16 protein-coding genes are annotated in these 21,703 nt (G+C 32.4%); 13 read left to right on the top strand and 3 right to left on the bottom strand.

Features of this window, described 5'->3' with window-relative positions:
• The first annotated feature begins 85 nt into the window (after window positions 1–85).
• The 10 genes from ACQRC6_RS04260 to ACQRC6_RS04215 all read left to right on the top strand — a co-directional run bounded on the left by ACQRC6_RS04260 (window position 86) and on the right by ACQRC6_RS04215 (window position 14,562).
• Window positions 86–799, top strand: a complete 714-nt coding sequence (locus ACQRC6_RS04260) for an alpha/beta fold hydrolase (protein WP_427847894.1) — start codon at window positions 86–88, stop codon at window positions 797–799.
• Complete coding sequence (gene mprF / locus ACQRC6_RS04255) at window positions 799–3,318, top strand: bifunctional lysylphosphatidylglycerol flippase/synthetase MprF (protein ID WP_427847893.1); 2,520 nt, start codon at window positions 799–801, stop codon at window positions 3,316–3,318. The genes ACQRC6_RS04260 and mprF overlap by 1 nt, the downstream gene beginning before the upstream one ends.
• Window positions 3,319–3,596: 278 nt before the next feature.
• Window positions 3,597–4,958 carry an amidophosphoribosyltransferase gene (gene purF, locus ACQRC6_RS04250; RefSeq protein WP_427847892.1) on the top strand — a complete coding sequence of 454 codons (1,362 nt, stop codon included), beginning with the start codon at window positions 3,597–3,599 and terminating at the stop codon, window positions 4,956–4,958.
• Window positions 4,948–8,619, top strand: a complete 3,672-nt coding sequence (locus ACQRC6_RS04245) for a phosphoribosylformylglycinamidine synthase (protein ID WP_427847891.1) — start codon at window positions 4,948–4,950, stop codon at window positions 8,617–8,619. The genes purF and ACQRC6_RS04245 overlap by 11 nt, the downstream gene beginning before the upstream one ends.
• Before the next feature lie 64 nt (window positions 8,620–8,683).
• On the top strand, window positions 8,684–9,874 hold the full coding sequence (locus ACQRC6_RS04240; RefSeq protein ID WP_427847890.1) for an amidohydrolase: 1,191 nt from the start codon (window positions 8,684–8,686) through the stop codon (window positions 9,872–9,874).
• A 94-nt stretch (window positions 9,875–9,968) separates the two neighbouring features.
• Window positions 9,969–11,012, top strand: coding sequence for a helix-turn-helix domain-containing protein (locus ACQRC6_RS04235; RefSeq protein WP_427847889.1), 1,044 nt, complete (start codon window positions 9,969–9,971; stop codon window positions 11,010–11,012).
• Window positions 11,013–11,345: 333 nt separating this feature from the next.
• Window positions 11,346–12,617: an SLC13 family permease gene (locus ACQRC6_RS04230; protein WP_427847888.1), complete on the top strand. Its 1,272-nt coding sequence runs from the start codon at window positions 11,346–11,348 to the stop codon at window positions 12,615–12,617.
• A 12-nt stretch (window positions 12,618–12,629) separates the two neighbouring features.
• On the top strand, window positions 12,630–13,529 hold the full coding sequence (gene ttdA, locus ACQRC6_RS04225) for a L(+)-tartrate dehydratase subunit alpha (RefSeq protein WP_427847887.1): 900 nt from the start codon (window positions 12,630–12,632) through the stop codon (window positions 13,527–13,529).
• Window positions 13,526–14,134, top strand: coding sequence for a L(+)-tartrate dehydratase subunit beta (ttdB, locus tag ACQRC6_RS04220; protein ID WP_427847886.1), 609 nt, complete (start codon window positions 13,526–13,528; stop codon window positions 14,132–14,134). The genes ttdA and ttdB overlap by 4 nt, the downstream gene beginning before the upstream one ends.
• Window positions 14,135–14,256: 122 nt before the next feature.
• Window positions 14,257–14,562 carry a DUF4298 domain-containing protein gene (locus ACQRC6_RS04215; protein ID WP_427847885.1) on the top strand — a complete coding sequence of 102 codons (306 nt, stop codon included), beginning with the start codon at window positions 14,257–14,259 and terminating at the stop codon, window positions 14,560–14,562.
• A gap of 55 nt (window positions 14,563–14,617) precedes the next feature.
• Here ACQRC6_RS04215 and ACQRC6_RS04210 read toward each other — a convergent pair whose 3' ends face one another.
• Together ACQRC6_RS04210 and ACQRC6_RS04205 are read right to left on the bottom strand one after the other, a co-directional pair.
• Window positions 14,618–14,956 (bottom strand): phage holin family protein, encoded by a 339-nt coding sequence (locus tag ACQRC6_RS04210; RefSeq protein WP_427847884.1) that lies wholly within the window; start codon window positions 14,954–14,956, stop codon window positions 14,618–14,620.
• Window positions 14,957–15,069: 113 nt separating this feature from the next.
• A complete protein-coding gene (locus ACQRC6_RS04205) occupies window positions 15,070–16,539 on the bottom strand; it encodes an alanine/glycine:cation symporter family protein (RefSeq protein ID WP_427847883.1) in 1,470 nt (489 codons plus the stop codon).
• A gap of 447 nt (window positions 16,540–16,986) precedes the next feature.
• On the opposite strand from ACQRC6_RS04205, the gene ACQRC6_RS04200 reads away from it, so the two are divergent.
• The 3 genes from ACQRC6_RS04200 (at window position 16,987) to ACQRC6_RS04190 (ending at window position 19,457) form a co-directional block, all read left to right on the top strand.
• Entirely contained in the window at window positions 16,987–17,712 is a 726-nt protein-coding gene (locus ACQRC6_RS04200; RefSeq protein ID WP_427847882.1) for a hypothetical protein, read from the top strand.
• Between the two features lie 111 nt (window positions 17,713–17,823).
• Window positions 17,824–18,717 carry a DUF368 domain-containing protein gene (locus tag ACQRC6_RS04195; RefSeq protein ID WP_427847881.1) on the top strand — a complete coding sequence of 298 codons (894 nt, stop codon included), beginning with the start codon at window positions 17,824–17,826 and terminating at the stop codon, window positions 18,715–18,717.
• 92 nt (window positions 18,718–18,809) lie between these two features.
• A complete protein-coding gene (locus ACQRC6_RS04190; protein ID WP_427847880.1) occupies window positions 18,810–19,457 on the top strand; it encodes an aspartate/glutamate racemase family protein in 648 nt (215 codons plus the stop codon).
• Window positions 19,458–19,724: 267 nt separating this feature from the next.
• Here the strand turns inward: ACQRC6_RS04190 and ACQRC6_RS04185 are convergent, their stop codons facing one another.
• Window positions 19,725–21,614, bottom strand: a complete 1,890-nt coding sequence (locus tag ACQRC6_RS04185) for an ABC-F family ATP-binding cassette domain-containing protein (protein WP_427847879.1) — start codon at window positions 21,612–21,614, stop codon at window positions 19,725–19,727.
• Between the last annotated feature and the right edge of the window lie 89 nt (window positions 21,615–21,703).

The raw sequence follows: 21,703 nt of genomic DNA, 5'->3' as shown, positions 1-21,703 counted from the left end.
AATGAGTATGGGATAGAAAAGAAAATGTAGTTTTTTAACTACAACATTATTATACGAGGTGGTAAAATAAATGGAGGTGAGGGATTTGAATAAATTTTTTATAATGCGCGATGGAGCAAAGATTTTTGCAAAAATTATGGGAAGTGGCGAACCACTTTTACTTCTCCATGGAAACGGCAATGATTCTAGTTTTTTTGACAAGCAAATTAATGAGTTTAAAAGAGATTTTAAGGTCATTGCCATGGACACTAGAGGTCATGGCAAAAGCGACAAGGACTATAATTTAAACTTAGAAGACTTGTCAAGGGATGTGCTAGATCTATTAGACGATTTGAAAATTCAATGTGCGAATATTTTGGGGTTTTCTGATGGAGCAAATCTAGCCCTTACCTTTGCGAAAAATTATCCAAGAAGAGTTAAAAGGCTTGTTTTAAATTCTCCCAATAAAGATTTTTCGCAGGTGAAATTTATTCCAAGAATTTTAAGTTACATTTTTTATTACAATTTAAAGATTTTATCCAAAATTTTTACAGGTCTTAGAAATTATTTTTCCGTCTATAAGCTAATTTTTGATAAAATAAAAATTATAGATAGCGACTACAAAAAATTTGATTTTCCAGTTTTAATTATTGCTGGAGAAAGAGATCTAATATACCTTGAAAATTTTTACAAGGTTGCTAAAAAAATAAAAAAATCCAAACTATATATAGTAAAAAATCACGGACACAAAGTTGCTAGGACAAATCCTAATGAGTACAACAAGGTAGTCCTTGATTTTTTAAAAAAAGAGGTGAAATAATGGAAAAATTAAAAAAATTTGCTAAGGGAATTAAGCCGACATTTTTATTTGGCGTAATTCTTTTAGTAATTCTTGAATTTACAAAACTGAGAAAGGAAATTTCTATTGAAGATGTTACAAATATTTTTTATGAAATTTCTTTAATAAAGCTCATTACAATGGCAGTATTGGGATTTGTTGCCTTTTTACCAATGATTTTTTATGATATTCTCTTGAATAATTTTTTAAAATTAGATAGAGATAAAGAATACATAATAAAAAGATCTATCACAGTAAATTCCTTTAACAACTTAATTGGCTTTGGCGGTGTAATAAATATTGGGCTGAGAATGAGATATTTTGGCGAAGGAAAGGATGACAAGAATTTTTTAAAGTTTTTGGTGAAGTCCCTTCTCTACGACATTGCAGGTCTTTCATTTTTGGCAGTAGCATCTTTAATGCTTTTAATTTTCTTCAATAGCAAAATTTTAATTAATTACAAAATTTGGCTTATTGGTGCAATTTTATACTATCCAGTTTTATTTTTTGTATCAAAAATTAGAAATAATGGAGATTTTTCCATTTCCAAAAAATATGCAATAGAAGTATCCTTAGTTTCAATTTGTGAATGGTTATTAGCGGCACTTTTTTTCTACACAATTGGATTTTTTCTCGGAGTAAAGTTAAATTTTTTTGTGATAATTTCTGCCTTTGTCATTGCAAATATTATAGGGATTGCTTCCTTTATTCCTGGTGGACTTGGCTCCTTTGAACTTGTAATTTTAACTATATTCAACAGCCTTGGCATTAACGGAGATATTGTTTTAACATGGCTTTTGCTTTACAGGATTTTTTACTACATTGTTCCCTTTATGTTTGGACTTGTATTTTTTATACACGACCTTGGTTGCATTTTTGACGAGAAAAATGACAACATTCCTTCGAGAGTTATAAAGTCAATAGGACTTGATATTTTGTCCTTTATGTTATATATCGCAGGAACTTTTATGATTTTGTCGGCGACAATTCCAGAGGAACTTTCTGAACATTATTGGTTAAGTCAATTTAGCCCAATAAATGCAAATTTAATTTACCAATTTCCAAGTTTAATTTTTGGAGCTTGTTTTATAATTTTGGGACGTGCCAATAGAGAAGAGGTGGAAAGGGCAACTAAAGTAACTTTAGTTTTTCTCATTCTTGCCTTAATATATTCTTTTTTAAGTGGTTTTGGGATAATCGAACTTATATTTTTAATTTTGGTAATTTTCCTCGCCTTTTTCACGAGAAAAACTCCCAACAGAAAACAACTTGTATATTCCTTTGAAGCTATCACAATAGACACATTATTTTTTGTTGTAATTTCTGTAATTACAATTTATTACATGGCTATAAATTATAAATTGAGACCAATAAATTATAGGGTTTTCCTTTTAATTCCCTTTGAAAAGAGCTTTGCAAGATTTTCAATAATTTTTATTATACTAGTTTTTTCTATTCGACTTCTTTTGTTTTACTTAAAGGGAAAGAAAATAAAGCTTGGAGAAAAGCTGGATGTAGATAAAGTTTTAAATATTTTATCGACTTACGAATGTCATCCAGAATCAGGGCTAGCACTAGTTGGGGACAAGGAAATTTACTATTATGAAGAAGAAGGCGTGGCAACTTGTGGAATTTCTATTTCTACATACAGAGATAGAGTAATTGTAATGGGAGAACCCTTTGGAAATAAAAGGGACTTTGACAAATTATTGCAAAAATTTGTGGAAGAAGCAGACCTATACGATTATAAGCCAATTTTTTATGAAGTAAGTCAAGATGAAACTATTATGCTTCACGATTTTGGATTTTCTTTTATAAAATTTGGAGAGACGGCAGCACTTGATCTTCAAAACTTTAATTTGGAAGGAAGAGAGCATAAATCTCAAAGAAATGCCCTTTCAAAATTCAATAAATTAGGATACACCTTTGAAGTCGTCAAAGGTCCCTTTGATGATGAATTTTTAGATGTTTTAGAAAAGATTTCTGACAACTGGTTAGAAGGCAAGAGAGAGAAGGGATTTTCTCTTGGATACTTTAACAGGGATTATTTTAATTTATGCGACATTGCAATTGCAAGAGATGAGACTGGAAAAATACTTGCCTTTGCTAATATTATGCCAAACCCAAACAAAACTTGGGCGACAATTGACTTAATGAGATATGAGAGAGATAATTCGCCAAGCAGCATTATGGATTATTTATTTTTGCAACTCTTTTTACATTTTAAAGATGAAGGTAAAAAATATTTTGAATTGGGAATGGCACCTCTATCCAATGTTGGAATTAACTCAAATAGTTTTGTGGAAGAAAAATTTGCCTACTTAGTTTACAAGTTTGGCTACAAATTTTATTCCTTTGAAGGACTTCGAGCTTATAAAGAAAAATTTTCTCCAAAATGGGAGCCAGTTTATCTTAGCTATCCAAATAAAACTTGGTTACTTTATACAATGGTTTCAATTTTTATGGTGGATATAAATGCTGCAAAGAACAAAAGAAATTGAGATTTATCTAATATTTATTTTTGAATAGTACAATCTAAAAATTTTATGATATAATAATTTTATTACTTTATGGAGGATTAGTTGTATGCTTTTTTGCCCTGCGTTCACAAATAGTTTTATGGATATACCTCATGGACTTCTTGACGCAATTTTTGCGACTAATTTTTCTTTAAACATTTAACTATGCTCATCTTTTGATGAGCTTTTTTAATTGGAGGAAAAATGGAAGATTTTTATTTTATTGAAACTTTTAAATTGAATGAAGAGGTGTCAAATTAATGTGTGGAGTTATTGGAATTTACTCACAAAGTGATGTGAGCAAAAAATTATTTTACGGACTTAATTCTCTTCAACACAGAGGACAAGAAGCCAGCGGAATATGTGTTTTTGACGGAAAGAATATGGTTTTAGACAAGGGTATGGGACTTGTTTACGACAATTTTGACGACGAAAGTTTTATTAAATTAAAGGGCAATATTGGAATAGGTCATGTTCGTTATGCCACTGCAGGTGGATCCTATGAATACAATTCACAACCACTACTTGCCTTTTCAAAAAATAGAGAATTTGCCCTTGCTCACAATGGAAATTTAGTAAATCACAAGTCAATAAGAAAAGAACTTGAAGATGAAGGGATGCTTTTTCAAACTGCAATTGACACAGAAGTTATCTTGTCATTAGTTGCAAAATACTATACTGGCGATATAATTGAAGCTGTGAAAAAAACCATGTCAAGGATTAAGGGAGCATACAGCGTGGTAATGCTTTTTGAAGACAAACTTGTTGCTTTTAGAGACCCCTATGGATTTAGACCACTTTTAATTGGAAGGGCAAAAAATGGAGAAGTAATTATTGCATCTGAAAATGCACCTCTTGAAATAATTGGAACTGATGCCATAAGAGATGTTGAACCTTCAGAAATTATTGTTGTTGATAAAAAGGGCATTCACTCAGAATTTTTTGAAAAAGAAAAAAGACAACATTGCATTTTTGAATATGTATATTTTGCAAGAACAGATGCAACTCTCGACGGCGTAAACTCCTATAACTTTAGAAGAAGATGTGGAGAAATTTTATCTAAGGAAGCGCCAGTTGATGCTGATTTAGTAATCGCTGTTCCAGATTCAGGAACTCCTGGAGCAATGGGTTATGCTCAAGAGTCCGGAATTCCCTTTGCCGAAGGTCTTGTGAAAAATAGATACATGGGAAGAACTTTTATTAAGCCAACACCTGAAGAAAGAGAACTTTCTGTTAAATTAAAATTAAATCCACTTGAAACGGTTTTAAGAGGTAAGAGAGTTATTTTAGTAGACGATTCAATAGTTAGAGGTACAACTTCAAAAAATTTAATTATGAGGATGAAAAAAGCTGGGGCAAAGGAAGTCCACATGAGAATAGTTTCTCCTCCAGTAAAGTACCCTTGTTTCTATGGAATTGACACGCCATCACGAAAAAAACTTATCGCAGCAAATTATTCTGTTGCGGAAATGAGAGAGAGAATTGGCGCAGATTCCCTTGCTTTTATTTCAATGAAGGGAATGTTGGATGCGACTCTGATGAAAGAAGATGTTTTCTGCAAAGCATGCTTTAATGGCGATTATGCAGTTGAGCCAAAGGAGTTAGTTGAAAATGAAAAATAATGTTAAGAGAATTTATATTACAAAAAAAGATGAATTCGATCACCAGTCAAAATCACTTAGAGAAGAAATCAAGACTTCTCTTGGAATAGATACTACTTACTTAAAAACTTATAGAAGATACGATGTAGATATATCAGATGAAACCCTTGATAAGACTATGGCAACTGTATTTTACGAAGCGCCAGTGGAAGAAGTATATTATGAAGATTACAAAAAATTAGAGGATTCCTTTGAAAATCCCATTGGCATTCAATATCAAGCTGGGCAATTTGACAATAGAGAAGATGGTTTAGTCCAAACTATTGCACTTTTCACTGACGAAAAAGTTAGGGCAAGGGTTACAGAGGTTTATGATATTGGCGGAGTAAACAAAGATGAACTTGAAAAAATCAAAAACTTCCTAATAAATCCCGTTGACTCTAAAGAAGTTGACGTTTTTGAAGATGTTATTTTAAGAGAAGATGCAAAGAAAAATCACGAAAATCTTGTCTACCAAGGATTTAATAAATTAGATGAAGAGGGATTAAAGAAATTTGTAGAAGAAAAATCCCTTGCCATGAGTCCTGAGGACTTAAAGGTGCTTCAATATTATTTTAAAGAAGAAGACAGAGATCCTAATGAAACGGAAGTTGCAATAATAGACACTTATTGGTCAGACCATTGTAGACACACAACTTTTAACACAGAACTAGACATTGATTTTAGCGTAGTTACTGAACTAGATAAAGAAATTAAAAAAGCCTTTGATTCTTACTTAGAAATGAGAAAAGAACTTGACATCAAAAAGCCAATTACTTTAATGAGCCTTGGCACAATTCTTGCAAAGGAACTTAGGAAAAATGGCAAACTTGATGATTTAGAAATTTCATCAGAAATAAATGCCTGTTCTGTAAAAATTAAGGCAAAGGTAGAATTTGACGGCAAAGAAGAACTTCGCGATTACCTACTTATGTTTAAAAACGAAACACATAATCACCCAACTGAAATTGAACCAGTTGGAGGGGCAAGCACTTGTCTCGGAGGAGCAATAAGAGATCCCCTTTCTGGAAGAAGTTATGTATATCAAGCAATGAGAGTAACAGGTGCAGGAGATCCCTTCACTCCAATTGAAAAAACTTTAAAGGGAAAACTTCCACAAAAGAAAATTGTAACTGAAGCTGCAATTGGTTATTCATCCTATGGAAATCAAGTTGGAGTAGCAACAGGTCTAGTCGATGAATTATACCATCCAGGCTATGTAGCAAAGAGAATGGAAACAGGTGCAGTAATTGCAGCTTGTCCTCTTGAAAATGTAAAGAGAATTGAACCAACTGAAGGCGATGTAATAATTTTACTTGGAGGCAGAACTGGTAGAGATGGAATTGGAGGAGCGACGGGGTCATCAAAATCACATAATGTAGAATCTATTCAAACAGAATCTGCACAAGTGCAAAAGGGAAATGCACCTGAAGAGAGAAAAATTCAAAGATTATTTAGAAATCCAAAGGCTGCAAAACTAATTAAAAAATGTAACGATTTTGGCGCAGGTGGAGTTTCCGTTGCCATAGGCGAACTTGCAAATTCAATCGAGGTTAAACTGGATAAAGTTCCATTAAAATACATGGGATTAAAACCGAGAGAAATTGCAATTTCTGAATCTCAAGAGAGAATGGCAGTAGTTGTAGATAAAAAAGACGTGGACACATTTATGGAACTTGCCGACAAGGAAAATTTGGAAAGTACAGTTGTTGCAAGAGTAACTGGCGACGGCAGACTAAAAATGTATTACGAAGATGAAGTTATCTGCGACATGAGCTATGATTTTGTAAACCAAACTGGAGCAAAGAGAAGAGAAAGAGTTGAAGTTCTATCTGAAGACTTCCCAGAATTTTTAGTAAATAAAGATGGCGTTGAAGATTTAGAAAAATATTTAGCTGATTTGAATATTACTTCAAAGAAAAATATGATTGAAAGATTTGACTCATCTGTGGGAGCGGCAACTGTACTTCAACCACTTGGAGGGAACAAACAAAATACGCCAGCACAAGTTATGGCAGCACTTATACCAGTTGATGATGGAGATAGTAAAACTGCATCTGTAATGAGTTATGGTTTTAATCCAAAGTTATCTGAAGAATCTCAATATCTTGGCGGATATTATGCGGTAATCGAATCTATTGCAAAACTCATTGCATCAGGAGCGCCACTTTCTGGAATAAGACTTTCCTTCCAAGAATTTTACGAAAAAATGGACAACGCAAAATCTTGGTCAAAACCACTTAAATCACTTCTTGGAGCATTAACTGCATCAAGATATTTTGACGCACCTCCAATTGGTGGCAAGGACTCCATGAGTGGAACTTTTGAAGATATAAATGTGCCGCCAACACTTATTTCCTTTGCAGTAAACACAGTTGATGCAAAAAATATAATCAGTCCAGAGTTTAAGGGCAAGGGAAAAATTGGCATCATAAAGACTGAAAGAGAACACATTGGCACACTTAACCTTGAAGAAACTAAAGAAAACTTTATAAATTTACAAAATGAAATAAAGAAAGGCAATGTAATTTCTGCAGCAGCAATAAATCACAAGGGTACACTTCCACAAATTTTTGAAATGGCAATAGACAATGTTGGCTTTAACTTACAAGTTGAAGATCTTTATTCACCACTTTACGGCTCTTTTGTAGTTGAATATCTAGAGGATAGAGAATTTATAGAAAAAATTGGCGAATTTAGAGATGACCAAAAGATGAAAGTAAATAGCGTGGAATTAGATTTAGAAAAATTAAAAAGAGCTTATTTAAACACAATGGACAAAATTTTCAAGCCAGTTGATACAAATAAATTAGCTGAAGTAAAACAAAAAGAAGTGCCAAAGAGAAGAATGAAGTCCAAAAAATCGGTGGACATTGTCAAGGTAGTAATACCAGCCTTTCCAGGTACAAACTCAGAGTATGACACAGCTAGAGCCTTTGAAAGAGCAGGAGCAAAGGCAGAAGTAGTAGTGTTTAAAAATAAGAACAATGAAAAGGTAAAGGAATCCATAGAAGAATTAGCAGCAAAAATTTCTAATACACAAATTCTTGCAATACCAGGAGGATTTTCACTTGGCGATGAACCAGGTGGATCTGGTAAATTTATCGCCAATGTAATTAGATCAGATAAAGTTAAATCAGCAATCGAAAAATTACTTACAGATAACGACGGACTAATACTTGGAATTTGTAATGGATTTCAAGCATTAATTAAGACGGGGCTACTCCCTTACGGAGAGATAAAGGACCTAGAAGAAGACGACCCAACACTAACTTATAACACTTGCAACAGACATATTGCAAGAATAGTTGACACAGTTGTAATGTCAAACAATTCACCATGGCTTCAAAAACTTGAAGTTGGAAAAACTTATAAAGTGCCAATTTCTCACGGCGAAGGAAGATTTATCGCAAGTGAAGACAAGGTAAAGGAAATATTAGCAAATGAACAAGTTGCAATTTGTTATGAAGATGCACCAAATGGATCACTATTAAATGTAGAAGCCTTGATGTCAAGGGATGGAAAGATTTTGGGGAAAATGGGCCACAGCGAAAGAGTTGTAGAAGGCACTTTTAAAAATATACCTGGAATTGAAATAGAAGACATTTTTACAGCAGGTGTAGAATTTTTTAAGAAAGATTAAGTTGGAACTACATTTTGTAGTTCCCTTTATCCCAAATTTATAGAAATGAAAGTAAGGAGACAACATGGAAAAAAATTTATTAAAAGAAATTTTTGAAGAAATTGACAAAAGACAAGATGAAATGGTAGAACATCGTCGCCACATTCACAAAAATGCAGAGCTTTCCTTTGAAGAAAAAGAAACTGCAGAATATCTTGCAGATTATTACAAGGGCAAGAATGTTGAAGTTACAACAAATATGGGCGGATACGGTCTTAGAGTTGTAATTGACACAAAAAAACCGGGCAAGACTATTGCCCTAAGGGCAGATTTTGATGCACTTCCAATAAAAGAAGAAACAGGACTTCCCTTTGCATCAAAAAATGAAGGAGTAATGCACGCTTGTGGCCATGATGCACACACAGCTTACTTAATGCTATTGGCAGACATATTGCTAGAGAAAAAAGATAAACTAAGGGGAAAAATAGTAATAATACACCAACACGCAGAAGAAGCACCTCCAGGGGGAGCAAAACAAATGATAGACGCTGGAGTCCTCGATGGCGTAGACAATGTTTTTGGAATTCACGTAATGTCAGCAATGCCCTTTGGGACAGTTCAGTACCACAAAGGCAATACGCAAACTGGAAGAGCAAAATTTAGCGTAAAGTTTCAAGGAGTAGGCGGACATGGCTCAATGCCACATCTATCCAATGATGCCATAGTTGCAGCATCATACTTTGTAACTGCAGTGCAAACTATTGTATCACGAAGACTTTCTCCCTTTGAAAATGGAGTTGTAACCATTGGATCCTTTGCAGGAGAAGGAACTTTTAATATTATCAAGGATTCAGTAACAGTAATAGGCGATGTAAGGGCAATGTCAGATCACACAAGGGAAGTAATTGAAACTGAAATAAAGAGAATTGCAAAGGGTATTGGCGAAACCTTTAACACAGGCGTAGAAATAAATTACACAAATGACTATCCAGTTTTATACAATGACCCAGAGATGACAGATTTAGTAGTGGAAGCGATAAAAGAAGCAGAAATTCCTGAAGTTAAAGAAATATCCGATGGAGGAGAACAACCACCATCAGAAGATTTTTCTTATTACGCAAAGGAAAGACCTTCCTGCTTTTTCTACGTAGGAGCTCACAAAGAAGATGCACCTTACCCACATCACCATCCAAAATTTGACATAAGAGAAGATGCAATGATAATTTGTGCAAAAACTATGGCAGCTGTTGCTGTAAAATATTTAACAAAAGATTAAATTTTAAAACCTGCCTTTGATTTTCGCCATTATTTATTAAAATTAGATAAATAAAAACAAAACCTTGTGATACAATTGTGAAGAGGTTGATTAAATGCAGGAATTAAATTTTTCCTATGAAAAAGAAATAGGAAATGAAATATATAAAATAAAATGTTACGCATATTATGTTGGTGCTTTTAACTATAATTGGCATGAAGATGTAGAGTGTTTAGTTGTCTTAAATGGAAAACTAGAAGCTTGCCTTAATGGGGAAATTTACAATCTTTCAAGAGGAGATATAGTTTTCTTCGACTCAAAGGAAGGCCATGCAACTCTTGCTAAGGAGAAGGAAACTATTGCACTTGTATTACATTTTAGCCCAAAAATTTTAGATGGCTTTGATAAAAATAGAGAAAGATATTATTGGAAGGGTGCAACAGATAAAGATTCAAGAGATAATAATTTTGCTATTGAAATTAGAAAGAGCCTCGTTGAGATTATTGAGTCCTTTTATGATAATTCCTTGGAAAGTAAAATTAAGAGATCAATTGCCACAGAAAAGATAATTTTGGAATCAATTGAAAACTTTGCTACAAAAGGGGAAGTAAATAAAGAAGATACAGTAAATTTAGAAAAGGATAATGCGATAAAAAAGATTATTCATTATTTAGATGAAAATTACAGAGAAAAAATTAGCCTAAATGATATAGCAGATCTTGTAGGTTATCATCCAAACTACACTTCTGAAATTTTTTCTAATAGTGTGGGCATTCCCTTTACAGAATATTTGCAGAGAAAAAGACTTTCTGAGGCGACTAAAGATTTAAAACAAAGTGATAAAAAAATATCAGAAATAGCTTTAGATTATGGTTTCTCTAATGTGAGAAGTTTCAACACGGCTTTTAGAGAAAGCTTTGGCAGGTCTCCTTCAAGATACCGTGAAGGTCTTGACAGGAAAACCATTGAGATAGATGCACAGTTTAAAAAAGTTTTTTTAAGTCTTGACAATAAATACTGGTTGAGAGCAAAGGAAGAATTTACTTCTGAAAATAAAAAGCCTGAAAAAGATAAAGCCAATGTAAATTATTTAGAAATTGAGAAAAAAGTTTACAAAGACATAATTGATGATTTAGAACAAAAATTAAATAAATTATAAAGACTTCGGTTATCCGAAGTTTTTTTAGTTTAAGGGAAATTATTTGACGAAGAATACTTAAATGTTTTCATATCTTAAATTTTTGATATGCAAAATTTTAAGACGAAAATTCCACGAAAAAAAATAATAATTTGAGAAAAGGGCAAAATTTAAAGGGTTTTAAAAATTTATTGTGTAAAATTTTAAGATTGAATTTTTAAAAAATAAGCTAATATTTAATTTTCATTTATTTTTTTGTGTTTTCCTAAAGAAAATTCTACTTATTATTGAGATAGAATTTATAAAACGCTTTCCATATAATGAAATCAGAAATGAAAAATATAGGAGGTTAGCATGAACACACAAACTATCACCATTGGATTTTTACTTTTTGCAATAATTATGTTTGCATGGGAAAAGATTCCTCTATGGGTTACAGCTATGATTGTAGCAGTTGGTCTTGTACTTACAAAAGTTTTAGAAGCTAAAGATGCTTTTGCAGGCTTTACCGATTCAAATGTTCTTTTATTTATGGCAATGTTCATAATTGGAGCAGCATTTTTTGAGACGGGAATGGCACAGCGAGTTGGAGGTCTTGTTACTAAGTTTGCAAAGACAGAAAGACAACTTATAGCGGCGGTAATGATTATTACAGGACTTATGTCTGGTATTTTGTCCAATACAGGTACTGCCGCAGTATTAATTCCAGTATTAATTGGTATATCACAGTCCACAAAATTTCCTAGATCAAAAATTTTATTACCCCTTGTTTTTGCAGCAGCCATGGGTGGAAATTTGAGCTTAATTGGTGCGCCGGGAAATATGATAGCACAGTCTGGACTTGAAACTATTGGACTTGAATTTGGATTTTTTGAATATGCAAAAATAGGTCTTCCAGTTTTGATTGTTGGAATAATATTTTTTGTAACAATTGGATACAAACTTCTTCCAGATAATGTAGCAAAGGAAGATGATTCAATCTATTCACAAGAGAAGTCCTATGATGATGTAGCTGAGTGGAAGCAATGGACTTCACTAATTATTTTAATCTTGACAGTAGTTGCAATGGTATTTGAAAAACAAATTGGAATAAAACTTTTTGTTTCAGCTTGGATTGGAGCACTTATTCTCGTAGTATTAGGCGTTATATCAAGTTCAGATGCAATTAAGTCAATTGATATGAATACTATTTTGCTTTTTGTAGGTTCTCTTGCCCTAGCGACAGCTTTAAAAGAAACAGGTACGGGAGATTTAATAGCAAAAACAATTGTATCCAAACTTGGAGACAATCCATCGCCAACGGCACTTTTGATTATAATCTTTATAATATGTGCTACACTCACAAACTTTATGTCAAATACAGCAACAACTGCACTTATGGTTCCAATTTCCCTTTCCATTTCACAGGCAATTGGGGCGGATCCAAGAGCGGTTTTAATGGCTACGGTAATTGGTGGTTCAATGGCATATGCAACACCTATTGGTATGCCAGCAAACACTATGGTATATAACATTGGGGGATATAAATTTAACGATTATGTAAAAGCAGGGCTTCCACTGATAATAATTTGTGGAATAGTAGCTTTAATACTTTTGCCAATTTTCTTCCCCTTCTTTCCAAATTAAAAGGAGTAAATAATGAATAGAAATAATAATTTAGAAAAAAAATTTATTGATGAGATGGCATCCTTTGTAGGCATTGTAAGTATGAAACTCCCAAAGGATGTAGAGGATAAGCTAAAGGAACTTTCTGAGAAAGAACGAAATCCCTTGGCAAGAACTATTTACGAAACTATGAAAAAAAATCAAGAACTTGCTTGGGAAATGAAGAGACCATCATGTCAAGACACAGGAGTTTTACAATTTTTCTGTGAAGTTGGAGAAGAATTTCCCTTTAAGGCAAAATTAGAAGAACTTTTGAGAGAGGCAACTTATAAAGCTACAATGGAAACTCCTCTTAGACACAATAGTGTTGAAACTTTTCAAGAATATAATACTGGCAAAAATATTGGAAAGGGAACGCCAACTGTATTTACAAAAATTGTTCCAGGATCTTCTGCAAAAATTTACACATATATGGCAGGTGGAGGTTGTTCACTTCCAGGTGCAGGAGTAACTCTTATGCCAGGTGAAGGCTATGAAGCTGTTGTAAAGTTTATTTTAGATAGGATGACTTCCTATGGACTAAATGCTTGCCCGCCACTATTAGTTGGAGTAGGCATTGGAACTTCAATCGAGACAGCTGCAATGAATTCAAAACTTGCCCTTATGAAAAAAGTTGGAGAGCATAGTGAAGATGAAAGAGCTAGAGATTTGGAAAAAAGACTTGAAGATGGAATAAATAAAATTGGAATTGGACCTCAAGGTTTTGGAGGAGAAAATTCTGTAATGGGCGTCAATATTGTAAATACTGCAAGGCATCCAAGCGTGTTATCAGTTGCACTAAATGTAGGATGTTGGTCACACAGAAGAGGTGCAATATTGCTTGACGAAGAGATGAATTATGAAATATTAAGTCATGAAGGGATAGAATTATGAGTAAAAAAGTTTTAACAACACCAATATCAGCCGAAGATATTAAAGATTTAAAAGTTGGAGATATAATATATTTATCAGGAAGGATGGTTACTTGTCGTGATGTTGCTCATAGAAGAGTAATAGAAGAAGGGCTTGACTTACCAGTGGATGTTCGTGATAAGGCAATACTTCACGCTGGCCCAATTATCTCAGAAAAAGATGGAAAATATGAAATGATCTCTGTTGGTCCAACAACTTCAATGAGAATGGAAAAATTTGAAGAAGAATTTATTGATAAGACAGGTGTAAGAATAATCATTGGAAAAGGCGGCATGGGCGAGGGAACTGCTCGTGGTTGCAAAAAGAATAAAGCTATTCACGTAGTAATACCTGCTGGGAATGCTGTTTGGGCAGCCACAAGAGTAAATAAAATAGTAGATGCACAGTGGAAGGATTTGGGAATGCCAGAAACTTTGTGGGTATGCGATGTCGAAGAATTTGGACCACTAATTGTATCAATTGACAGCCAAGGCAATAATATTTTTGAACAAAACAAAGTGATTTACAATGAGAGAAAAGAAGAAGTATACAAAGATATTATTGAGCATGTTCATTATATAAAATAAAAAATTGAGAAAGTAAGGAAAAGATAGACATATTGTTTATCTTTTTCTTTTGCTCACTGTTTTTTATATTATGCGGATTGGGTAATAATTTAAGGCAGTATTATTAGAATAAGGAGGACTTAATGGACCCTGTAAAAAGAATAAGTGAAATGGAAAAGATTTTAAATGAGCAAAATGCACTTATTGAAAATCTTAGGGATGCCCTTGAAAAGTTTGAAGCTCATCAAGATGAATACATAAAATTAAGGGACTACTACAATTCAGAAGTTTACTTTGATGATTTAGAAAGTTATGACAAGGGCGAACTTCCAACAGATTTACTTTGTGGCGTTCTTTCTGAAGATGCCGTCTATAATCTTTTTTGCGAAAATTTTAATGTTGCCATTGATATGATTGAACTTGCTACTAAAGTTTTAAAAAATCGATAATTATTTATTAAAAATCGCAGCCATTTTATAGGACTGCGATTTTTTAGTTAAAGTTTTAGCTAATTATTTCTCTTATAATATTATTTATAAAGCTTAAAACTATACTTGCCCAAAAGGCTGTGCCAAAGCTTCCAATATATGCAGTAGAAACTAGATTAAAGGCAATTTTAAGAACTACTGCGTTTATCACGAGGGAAAACAAGCCAAGTGTTACTATTGTAATTGGCAATGATAGTAATTTTAATATTGGTTTTATTGTTAGGTTTACAAGTGAGAATATTATTGCCATTGATAAAAAAGCACTTGGTTTAGCAAAATAAATATTATCAAACAATAGATCTAATATGTAGAAGGACAAAAAATTTGCCACTAATACTCCAAATATTTTTTTCATGATTTCCTCCTTTTATTTTATTTTAACATATATCAAAGATACTGTAATTTTAAAAATAATTAAATTTTTGCAATAAAAAAGTCGCAGACTAGCTACGACTTTTATTTTTTATTTTATTTTTTGTCCCAAGCAGTGATTTCACTCATATATGGTTTAAGTTCTTTTACATCTGCTGGATGAAATACAGGGTCTTTTCCTTCATTAAGTTGTTTAATGTAGTCATTATAAACTCCAACAGAAATTTTTCCTAAGAAGATCAATACTATTAAGTTTATTACTGCCATAATACCCATGAATACGTCGCCAGTGTTCCATACAATTGAGAAGTCACCAATGCAACCAAGTACAACTGCTATAAGAACTAGAACTCTATAAATATTTAATGAGTTTTTACCAAGGTTTAATTTTAAGATGTTGTTTTCACCATAGTAATAGTTACCGATAATTGAAGAGAATGCAAACATCAATACGCAGAATGTTAAGAAGTAATTTGACCATCCACCTACTTCATTTGCAAGAGCAGCTTGTGTAATTTCAAGTCCCTTTAAATCTGATGCGTAAATTCCTTCGCCTGCTAATATTACTACGAAAGCTGTTGCTGAACAAACTAAGATTGTATCAAGATATACACCAAGAGCTTGGATAAGACCTTGTTTTGCAGGGTGAGATACATCTGCTACTGCTGATGCGTTAGGTACAGCACCCATACCAGCTTCGTTTGAGAATAGTCCACGTCTTATACCATTTAATATTGCAGTACCAAATAATCCGCCAAAGCCAGCTTTAAGTGAGAAAGCTCCGCTAAAGATTAGTCCAAACATATGTGGCACAAGTTTGATGTTTTTGATAACTATAAATAATACAACTACCATATAAATAATTGCCATAAATGGAACTAATAAACTTGTTACATCGGCAATTCTTCTTAGTCCGCCAAATATTATTAGACCTGATACTATTATAAGTGCAAGTGCGACAATTTTTTTGTCAAGTCCAAAGGATGAATTAAAGCCAGCTGCAATAGTATTTGCTTGCATTGCATTGAAGTTAATACCATAAACTACGGAGATTACTATTGAGAATAGTGCCGCAAGTTTTGGCATTCTAAGTGCTTTTTCCATGTAGAAAGCAGGACCACCCTTAAAAGTTCCATCAGGATTTCTTTCCTTAAAGACTTGACCCAATGTATTTTCTACAAAGGATGAAGCACCACCAATAAGTGCTGTAACCCACATCCAAAATACTGCGCCAGGACCGCCAATAGATACTGCTGCTGCAACACCTACTATGTTACCAGTACCAATGTGTGATGCCGCAGAAATTGTAAATGCCTTAAAAGGTGAAATAGCATTTTCGCTTTCAGCAGGTTTTGAAATTAATTTTATTGCGTGTCCAATATTAGTTATTTGTCCGCCTCTAATCTTGAAAGTATAGTAAAGACCAATGCCAAGTAGTAGAGGAATTAAAAGATATGTATAGATAGTATCACTTAAAAGACCTGTAGTCATGGAAAAAGCGTCGCCATACATTTTTTGTCCTATTAAATTGCTTATTTCATGAATAGTTTGAATTATATTTTCCATAATTGCTCCTCATAATTTAAAAATTTTGTCAAAGGTCATTGGAAAATTAATCTTTTTAATAATTTTCAACATTAATATAAAGTGCAAATAATTAGATTATTTTCTATTGAGAAGATTTCTATTAAAAACAATAAATACAACTTCTCACGACCTTGTAATAAGAGATATTTGAAATTGATTGCAGAATTATTTATTTTGAAAAATTAAAAATATAAACTTTATTTATAAAAAAATTTTAAAATTTAAAATAAAATATGAGCAATGGTGCAATTTACATAAATTTTATCTCTCGATTTTATTGAATTTTAAACTTCAATAATAAAAAATTCACCTCCTCAGTTATAATTTATTATAGCACAAAATGAAATCGATACCAATAGTATTATAAATACTTTAACTATGTTTCAATTTGTGATAGTATTTTTATATAAAACAAAGGAGGAGACAATGAGAAAATATAGTTATGGATCTATAATATTGATATTACTATTAATGGGAGTTATAGCGGGAATTTTTGACAGAATTTCTGATGAAAATGTATCTATAATTGGACCTATTATTTTTTGGATTGGAAATTATATTGTTTGCAGGGGACTTTTATACACGAGAGAAGGCACTTTTTCAGATTATTTAAGGGGAATAAAGACAATTACAGGAAAAGTCTTTTTGGCTAATATTTTAATTGGCTTAATTAGTGTTGTTATAATTTTACTTTCAACATTAACTTCAGGTACTGGATTAGTACTAAGTGATATGGACAATGGAAAGATTATACCAATTATTTCAATTTTATATATTTTGGTTACTACTCTTATTTCACTGATATTTGCTTATTTGAACTTTGTCATGGCAGATGAGCGATATAGAGATTTATCTTTTTCCCAAAACATAAAACTTATTTTTAAATCAGGAATAAGATTATTTTCACAGACTCTTATCACATTATTAAAAGTCTACATGATTCCAATAATTTTAAGTATTATGCTAATTTTATTAGCAATAGCAGTAAAAACTATGCCCTTGGTTATAATAATTGTATCTATACTTGCAGTAGCTGCAATAATTGGATTTGTAGTAATTACTCCCATATATATGGCGAGACTTTCTGATTTATATTTAGACAATATCGAAGAAATTTATGGAGATATAAGAAAAGACCAAGAGATTTTATAATATTGCCACTGCAAAAATGCAGTGGATTTTTAATATAAATTTAAGAAAGTTTACAATAAATTAATAATTAAAATTCCAAATAAATGTTATCATAGATTAAATGGAGGAATTATGTTAATTAATATTTTTCACGGAATGATGATGGCAATAGCCGACTCCGTTCCAGGAGTGAGTGGCGGAACTATTGCCTTTATACTGGGATTTTATGATAAATTTATTGAATCACTTCATGAGTTCTTTGAAGGAGAAAAAGGCGGAAGGAAATCTTCTTTTTTTTATCTCTTAAAGTTGGGACTAGGCTGGGTATTTGGACTACTACTTAGTATTTTTTTCTTGTCAGAATTATTTCAAAGTAAAATTTACTTTATGAGCTCTGTTTTTTTGGGACTAACTATTATGTCCCTTCCCTTTGTCATAAAAAGCGAAATAGAAATTTTAAAAAAACATAAAGACAAATTTTATTTTATTTTTATGGGAATTTTTGTAGTTGCCCTTTTAGTTTATCTTAGGAATAGGAGCAAACTCATGGGAAACTTTGACTTAGTTAATCCAAATAGCTTTGACTATTTTTATTTATTTATATCGGGGGCAGTGGCAATTTCTGCCATGGTCTTGCCGGGCATTTCTGGCTCATCAATACTTCTCATTGCAGGAGTTTACATTCCCATAGTGGAAGCAGTGGGTGAAGTTTTAAGATTTAATTTTGAAAAGATTATGCCCTTAGTGGTAATGTCCCTTGGAATTTTATTTGGAATTTTTATGTCTATAAGAATTATTAGAGAAAAAATGAGAAAAAGTCGGGGAAAGATGCTCTACCTAATTATCGGCATGATTATAGGCTCCCTTTATGCAATTATTATGGGGCCTACTACTATAAGGGGAAATGTAGCATTAAATATAGAAAATTTTAGTCCCCTTGGGTTTTTCATTGGAATAATAATTTTATTTATCTTGGAAATCATAAAGATTTTTACAAGTACAAAAAAGAAAAGGGCAGTGGAATGAATTTCAACATTTTATATAATATTTATGGAAAATTTTTTACAAAAAAAATATAGATTTTTAGGAAGATTGATTTATTTTAAGGAAGTGATGAAATGAAAGTAGGAGTATTTGCAGGAACTTTTGTCGACACAAAGATGGGAGTGGAACTTTTAAAATCAAGAGGTTTTGACGCCCTTAGTTTTCCAATTTCAAAAAATCCAAAGGAGCAATCCTATCTTCAATATTATTCAAAGGATGAGCTAACAAATATTGTTGAAAAGAAAATAGTTGAGGCAAAAAATGAAGGTGCAGCAAAAATTTTTATCTATTGTAATTCTCTCTCAGCAGCCATCGATGTAGACGATTTAACTCGACGTCAAAGCATTGAAGTTATAACTCCCTTTGACTTTTACAAAAATCTCGACAATTACTATAAAGACATAGTAATCCTTGCGGCAAATTCAAAATCAGCCCATGGAATAGATAAAATCATTTCAGAAAAAACTTTTAGAAATACAATTTCCATTGGGATGCTTTCCATAGTTGAAGAAATTGAAAAGAAAACTTTGCCAAGAGATATTGTATCTAAGCTTGGACTCAAGGAACTCTTTAAATTTTTCAACGCCATGGAAAAAAAACCAGATGCAATAATTTTAGCTTGTACCCACTTTCCCTATATGAAAGAGGAATTTAAAAAATTGACAGATATTGAAATTCTAGATCCCGCAGAGGACATGATTAACAAACTAAAATCAAAATAAAAAGAGCTGTTTTTCAGCTCTATTATTATGCACAGAAGTTGATAACTTTTTAAATCTGTGGATAAAATTGTACATTTTTTGTAAAAAGTAAGTTAAAAATTTGAAAAATTAGAGATTTTTTTTGTTTAATGATAATTTTTTCAAAATGTGTATTAAATGTGCACTACTTTTTAAAAAATTTTTGCTTTAATTGTGGATAATGTGAATAACTTTGGGGATAAAGTAGGCATCACAAATATACTTGTGGAAAACTTTTTTAAAGATCTTTTAATTTTCTTCCAATTCCATCCAAGTTTCGTAAAGCTCTTCAAGAGTATTTGCAAGGCTTTCACGCTTTATTGATAAATCATTTGCTAGTTGATAATCCTTGTAAGTGTTAGAGTCTGCAAGTTTTTCGTCGATTGTGGATAACTTTTCTTCAATATTAGCAATCTCACTTTCAATTTTTTCCCTTTCTTTGCGAAGCGCCTTGTTTTTTTGACGTTCTTCTCTCTCTTCTCGTTTTACCTTTGCAATTTCTGTCTTTGACTTGTAATTATCATCTAAAGTTTCGACTTCAGTAGTTTTTTCCAAGTAATAATCATAATTGCCCAAAAAAGTGTTTATGCCGTCTTTTTTCATTTCAAAAATTTTGTCCACAGTTTTATTTAAAAAATATCTGTCGTGAGAAATAGAAAGGACAGTACCCTCGTATTTAAGAAGTGCATCCTCAAGTATTTCCTTTGAGTCAATATCCAAGTGATTTGTAGGTTCGTCAAGGACTAAAAAATTTGCACCCTTTAACATAATTTTTAACAGAGAAAGTCTTCCACGCTCGCCGCCAGAAAGTTCATCAATAGTTTTAAAAATATCGTCGCCAACAAAGAGAAATTCAGCCAAATATTTTCTCACTTGAAAATGTTCAAGTTTTGGAAACTCGTCCCAAATTTCGTCCATGACGGTGTTATTTAAGTTTAAATTGTCCAGCTCTTGATAGAAGAAGGCAATGTCGACATTGGAGCCAATTTTTACTTCGCCAGAGTCTTGACTAATTTTTCCCGCAATTATTTTAAATAAAGTTGATTTGCCAACTCCATTGGGACCAATAAGTCCAATTTTATCATTTTTATAGACAGAGGCATTTAAGTCGTGAAAAACCAAATTGTCGCCAAAGGACTTTGAAAGATTTTTTATCTCTAAAACATCCTTGCCAGAAGTCTTATTTGTAGCAAAGGAAAGATTTGTCTTTTTATTTGAAGATGGCATTTCGATTTTTTGCATCTTGTCCAACATTTTCTTTCTGCTCTTGCCCTGTTTTATAAATCTGTCGCGGCCAAGGCTAAGGTATCGCTTTATAATTTCTTCCTGTCTTTTAATTTCCTTTTGTTGATCCTCGTATTGTCTTTTTAAAACCTCGAAATCCTTTTTTCTCTGCCTCATGTAATTGTCGTAATTGCCCAAATAAGTTTTGGTTTCTCCATTTTCCAAAAGGACGACCTTAGATACAATGTTATTTAAAAAATATCTGTCGTGGCTAATTATAATAATTGCCTTGTTTACATCCTTTAAGTATTTTTCAAGCCAAGAAATTGCATCTATGTCCAAATGATTTGTAGGCTCATCAAGAAGTAGAAGATCGGCATCCTCAAGAAGAAGCATTGCAAGAGCCACGCGCGATTTCTGACCACCAGAAAGAGTTGAAATGTCTCTATCAAAATCATCCTCGCTAAAACCAAGCCCAATTAAAGTCCCCCTAATCTTAGAGTGAAAGGAGTATCCATCTAACTTGTGAAATTCATCTTGCATCCTTTGATATTTATTTAATTCTTCTTCCAAATTATTAGGATTTTCAGCAATAATATGTTCTTGCCTTCTAAGATTTTTTTCAAGTTCAATTAAATCTCTAAAAATAAAAAGGCAATTATCGTAAATACTGCCCTCTTGATGTAAATTAAGTTGTTGCTCTAAATAACCGATTTTTAAATCTTTTTTTCTAAAAATTTCGCCATCATCATAGGACAAATTTTCAGTAATTATATTAAAAAGAGTGGACTTTCCACTTCCATTAATTCCAATAAGGCCAATTTTGTCGCCCTCTTCCACTATTAAACTTGCATCTTTAATAGTTTCCTCGTCAATATAGGATTTTTTAATATTTGTTAAACTAAGTATTGGCATAATGACCTCCCAGGTACATTTTAACAAATAATTAACCTCATTAAAAGATTGGCAACATCCAAAAAAATAAAAAAGCTGTGCCAAGATTA

Source organism: Peptoniphilus sp. SGI.035 (genome assembly GCF_050315115.1).
GTDB lineage: Bacteria > Bacillota > Clostridia > Tissierellales > Peptoniphilaceae > Peptoniphilus_A.
The sequence above is the reverse complement of the archived record's forward strand: the minus strand, read 5'-3'. Positions and strand labels throughout refer to the sequence as shown.

What these genes read in the sequence shown, in the direction of transcription:
- ACQRC6_RS04215 (WP_427847885.1), top strand. Translation starts at nt 14,257, where the DNA reads ATGGACCCTGTAAAAAGAATAAGTGAAATGGAAAAGATTTTAAATGAG.
- ACQRC6_RS04205 (WP_427847883.1), bottom strand. Translation starts at nt 16,539, where the DNA reads ATGGAAAATATAATTCAAACTATTCATGAAATAAGCAATTTAATAGGA.
- ACQRC6_RS04240 (WP_427847890.1), top strand. Translation starts at nt 8,684, where the DNA reads ATGGAAAAAAATTTATTAAAAGAAATTTTTGAAGAAATTGACAAAAGA.
- ttdA (WP_427847887.1), top strand. Translation starts at nt 12,630, where the DNA reads ATGAATAGAAATAATAATTTAGAAAAAAAATTTATTGATGAGATGGCA.
- ACQRC6_RS04195 (WP_427847881.1), top strand. Translation starts at nt 17,824, where the DNA reads ATGTTAATTAATATTTTTCACGGAATGATGATGGCAATAGCCGACTCC.
- ACQRC6_RS04210 (WP_427847884.1), bottom strand. Translation starts at nt 14,956, where the DNA reads ATGAAAAAAATATTTGGAGTATTAGTGGCAAATTTTTTGTCCTTCTAC.
- ACQRC6_RS04185 (WP_427847879.1), bottom strand. Translation starts at nt 21,614, where the DNA reads ATGCCAATACTTAGTTTAACAAATATTAAAAAATCCTATATTGACGAG.
- purF (WP_427847892.1), top strand. Translation starts at nt 3,597, where the DNA reads ATGTGTGGAGTTATTGGAATTTACTCACAAAGTGATGTGAGCAAAAAA.
- mprF (WP_427847893.1), top strand. Translation starts at nt 799, where the DNA reads ATGGAAAAATTAAAAAAATTTGCTAAGGGAATTAAGCCGACATTTTTA.
- ACQRC6_RS04235 (WP_427847889.1), top strand. Translation starts at nt 9,969, where the DNA reads ATGCAGGAATTAAATTTTTCCTATGAAAAAGAAATAGGAAATGAAATA.
- ACQRC6_RS04230 (WP_427847888.1), top strand. Translation starts at nt 11,346, where the DNA reads ATGAACACACAAACTATCACCATTGGATTTTTACTTTTTGCAATAATT.
- ACQRC6_RS04200 (WP_427847882.1), top strand. Translation starts at nt 16,987, where the DNA reads ATGAGAAAATATAGTTATGGATCTATAATATTGATATTACTATTAATG.
- ACQRC6_RS04245 (WP_427847891.1), top strand. Translation starts at nt 4,948, where the DNA reads ATGAAAAATAATGTTAAGAGAATTTATATTACAAAAAAAGATGAATTC.
- ACQRC6_RS04190 (WP_427847880.1), top strand. Translation starts at nt 18,810, where the DNA reads ATGAAAGTAGGAGTATTTGCAGGAACTTTTGTCGACACAAAGATGGGA.
- ttdB (WP_427847886.1), top strand. Translation starts at nt 13,526, where the DNA reads ATGAGTAAAAAAGTTTTAACAACACCAATATCAGCCGAAGATATTAAA.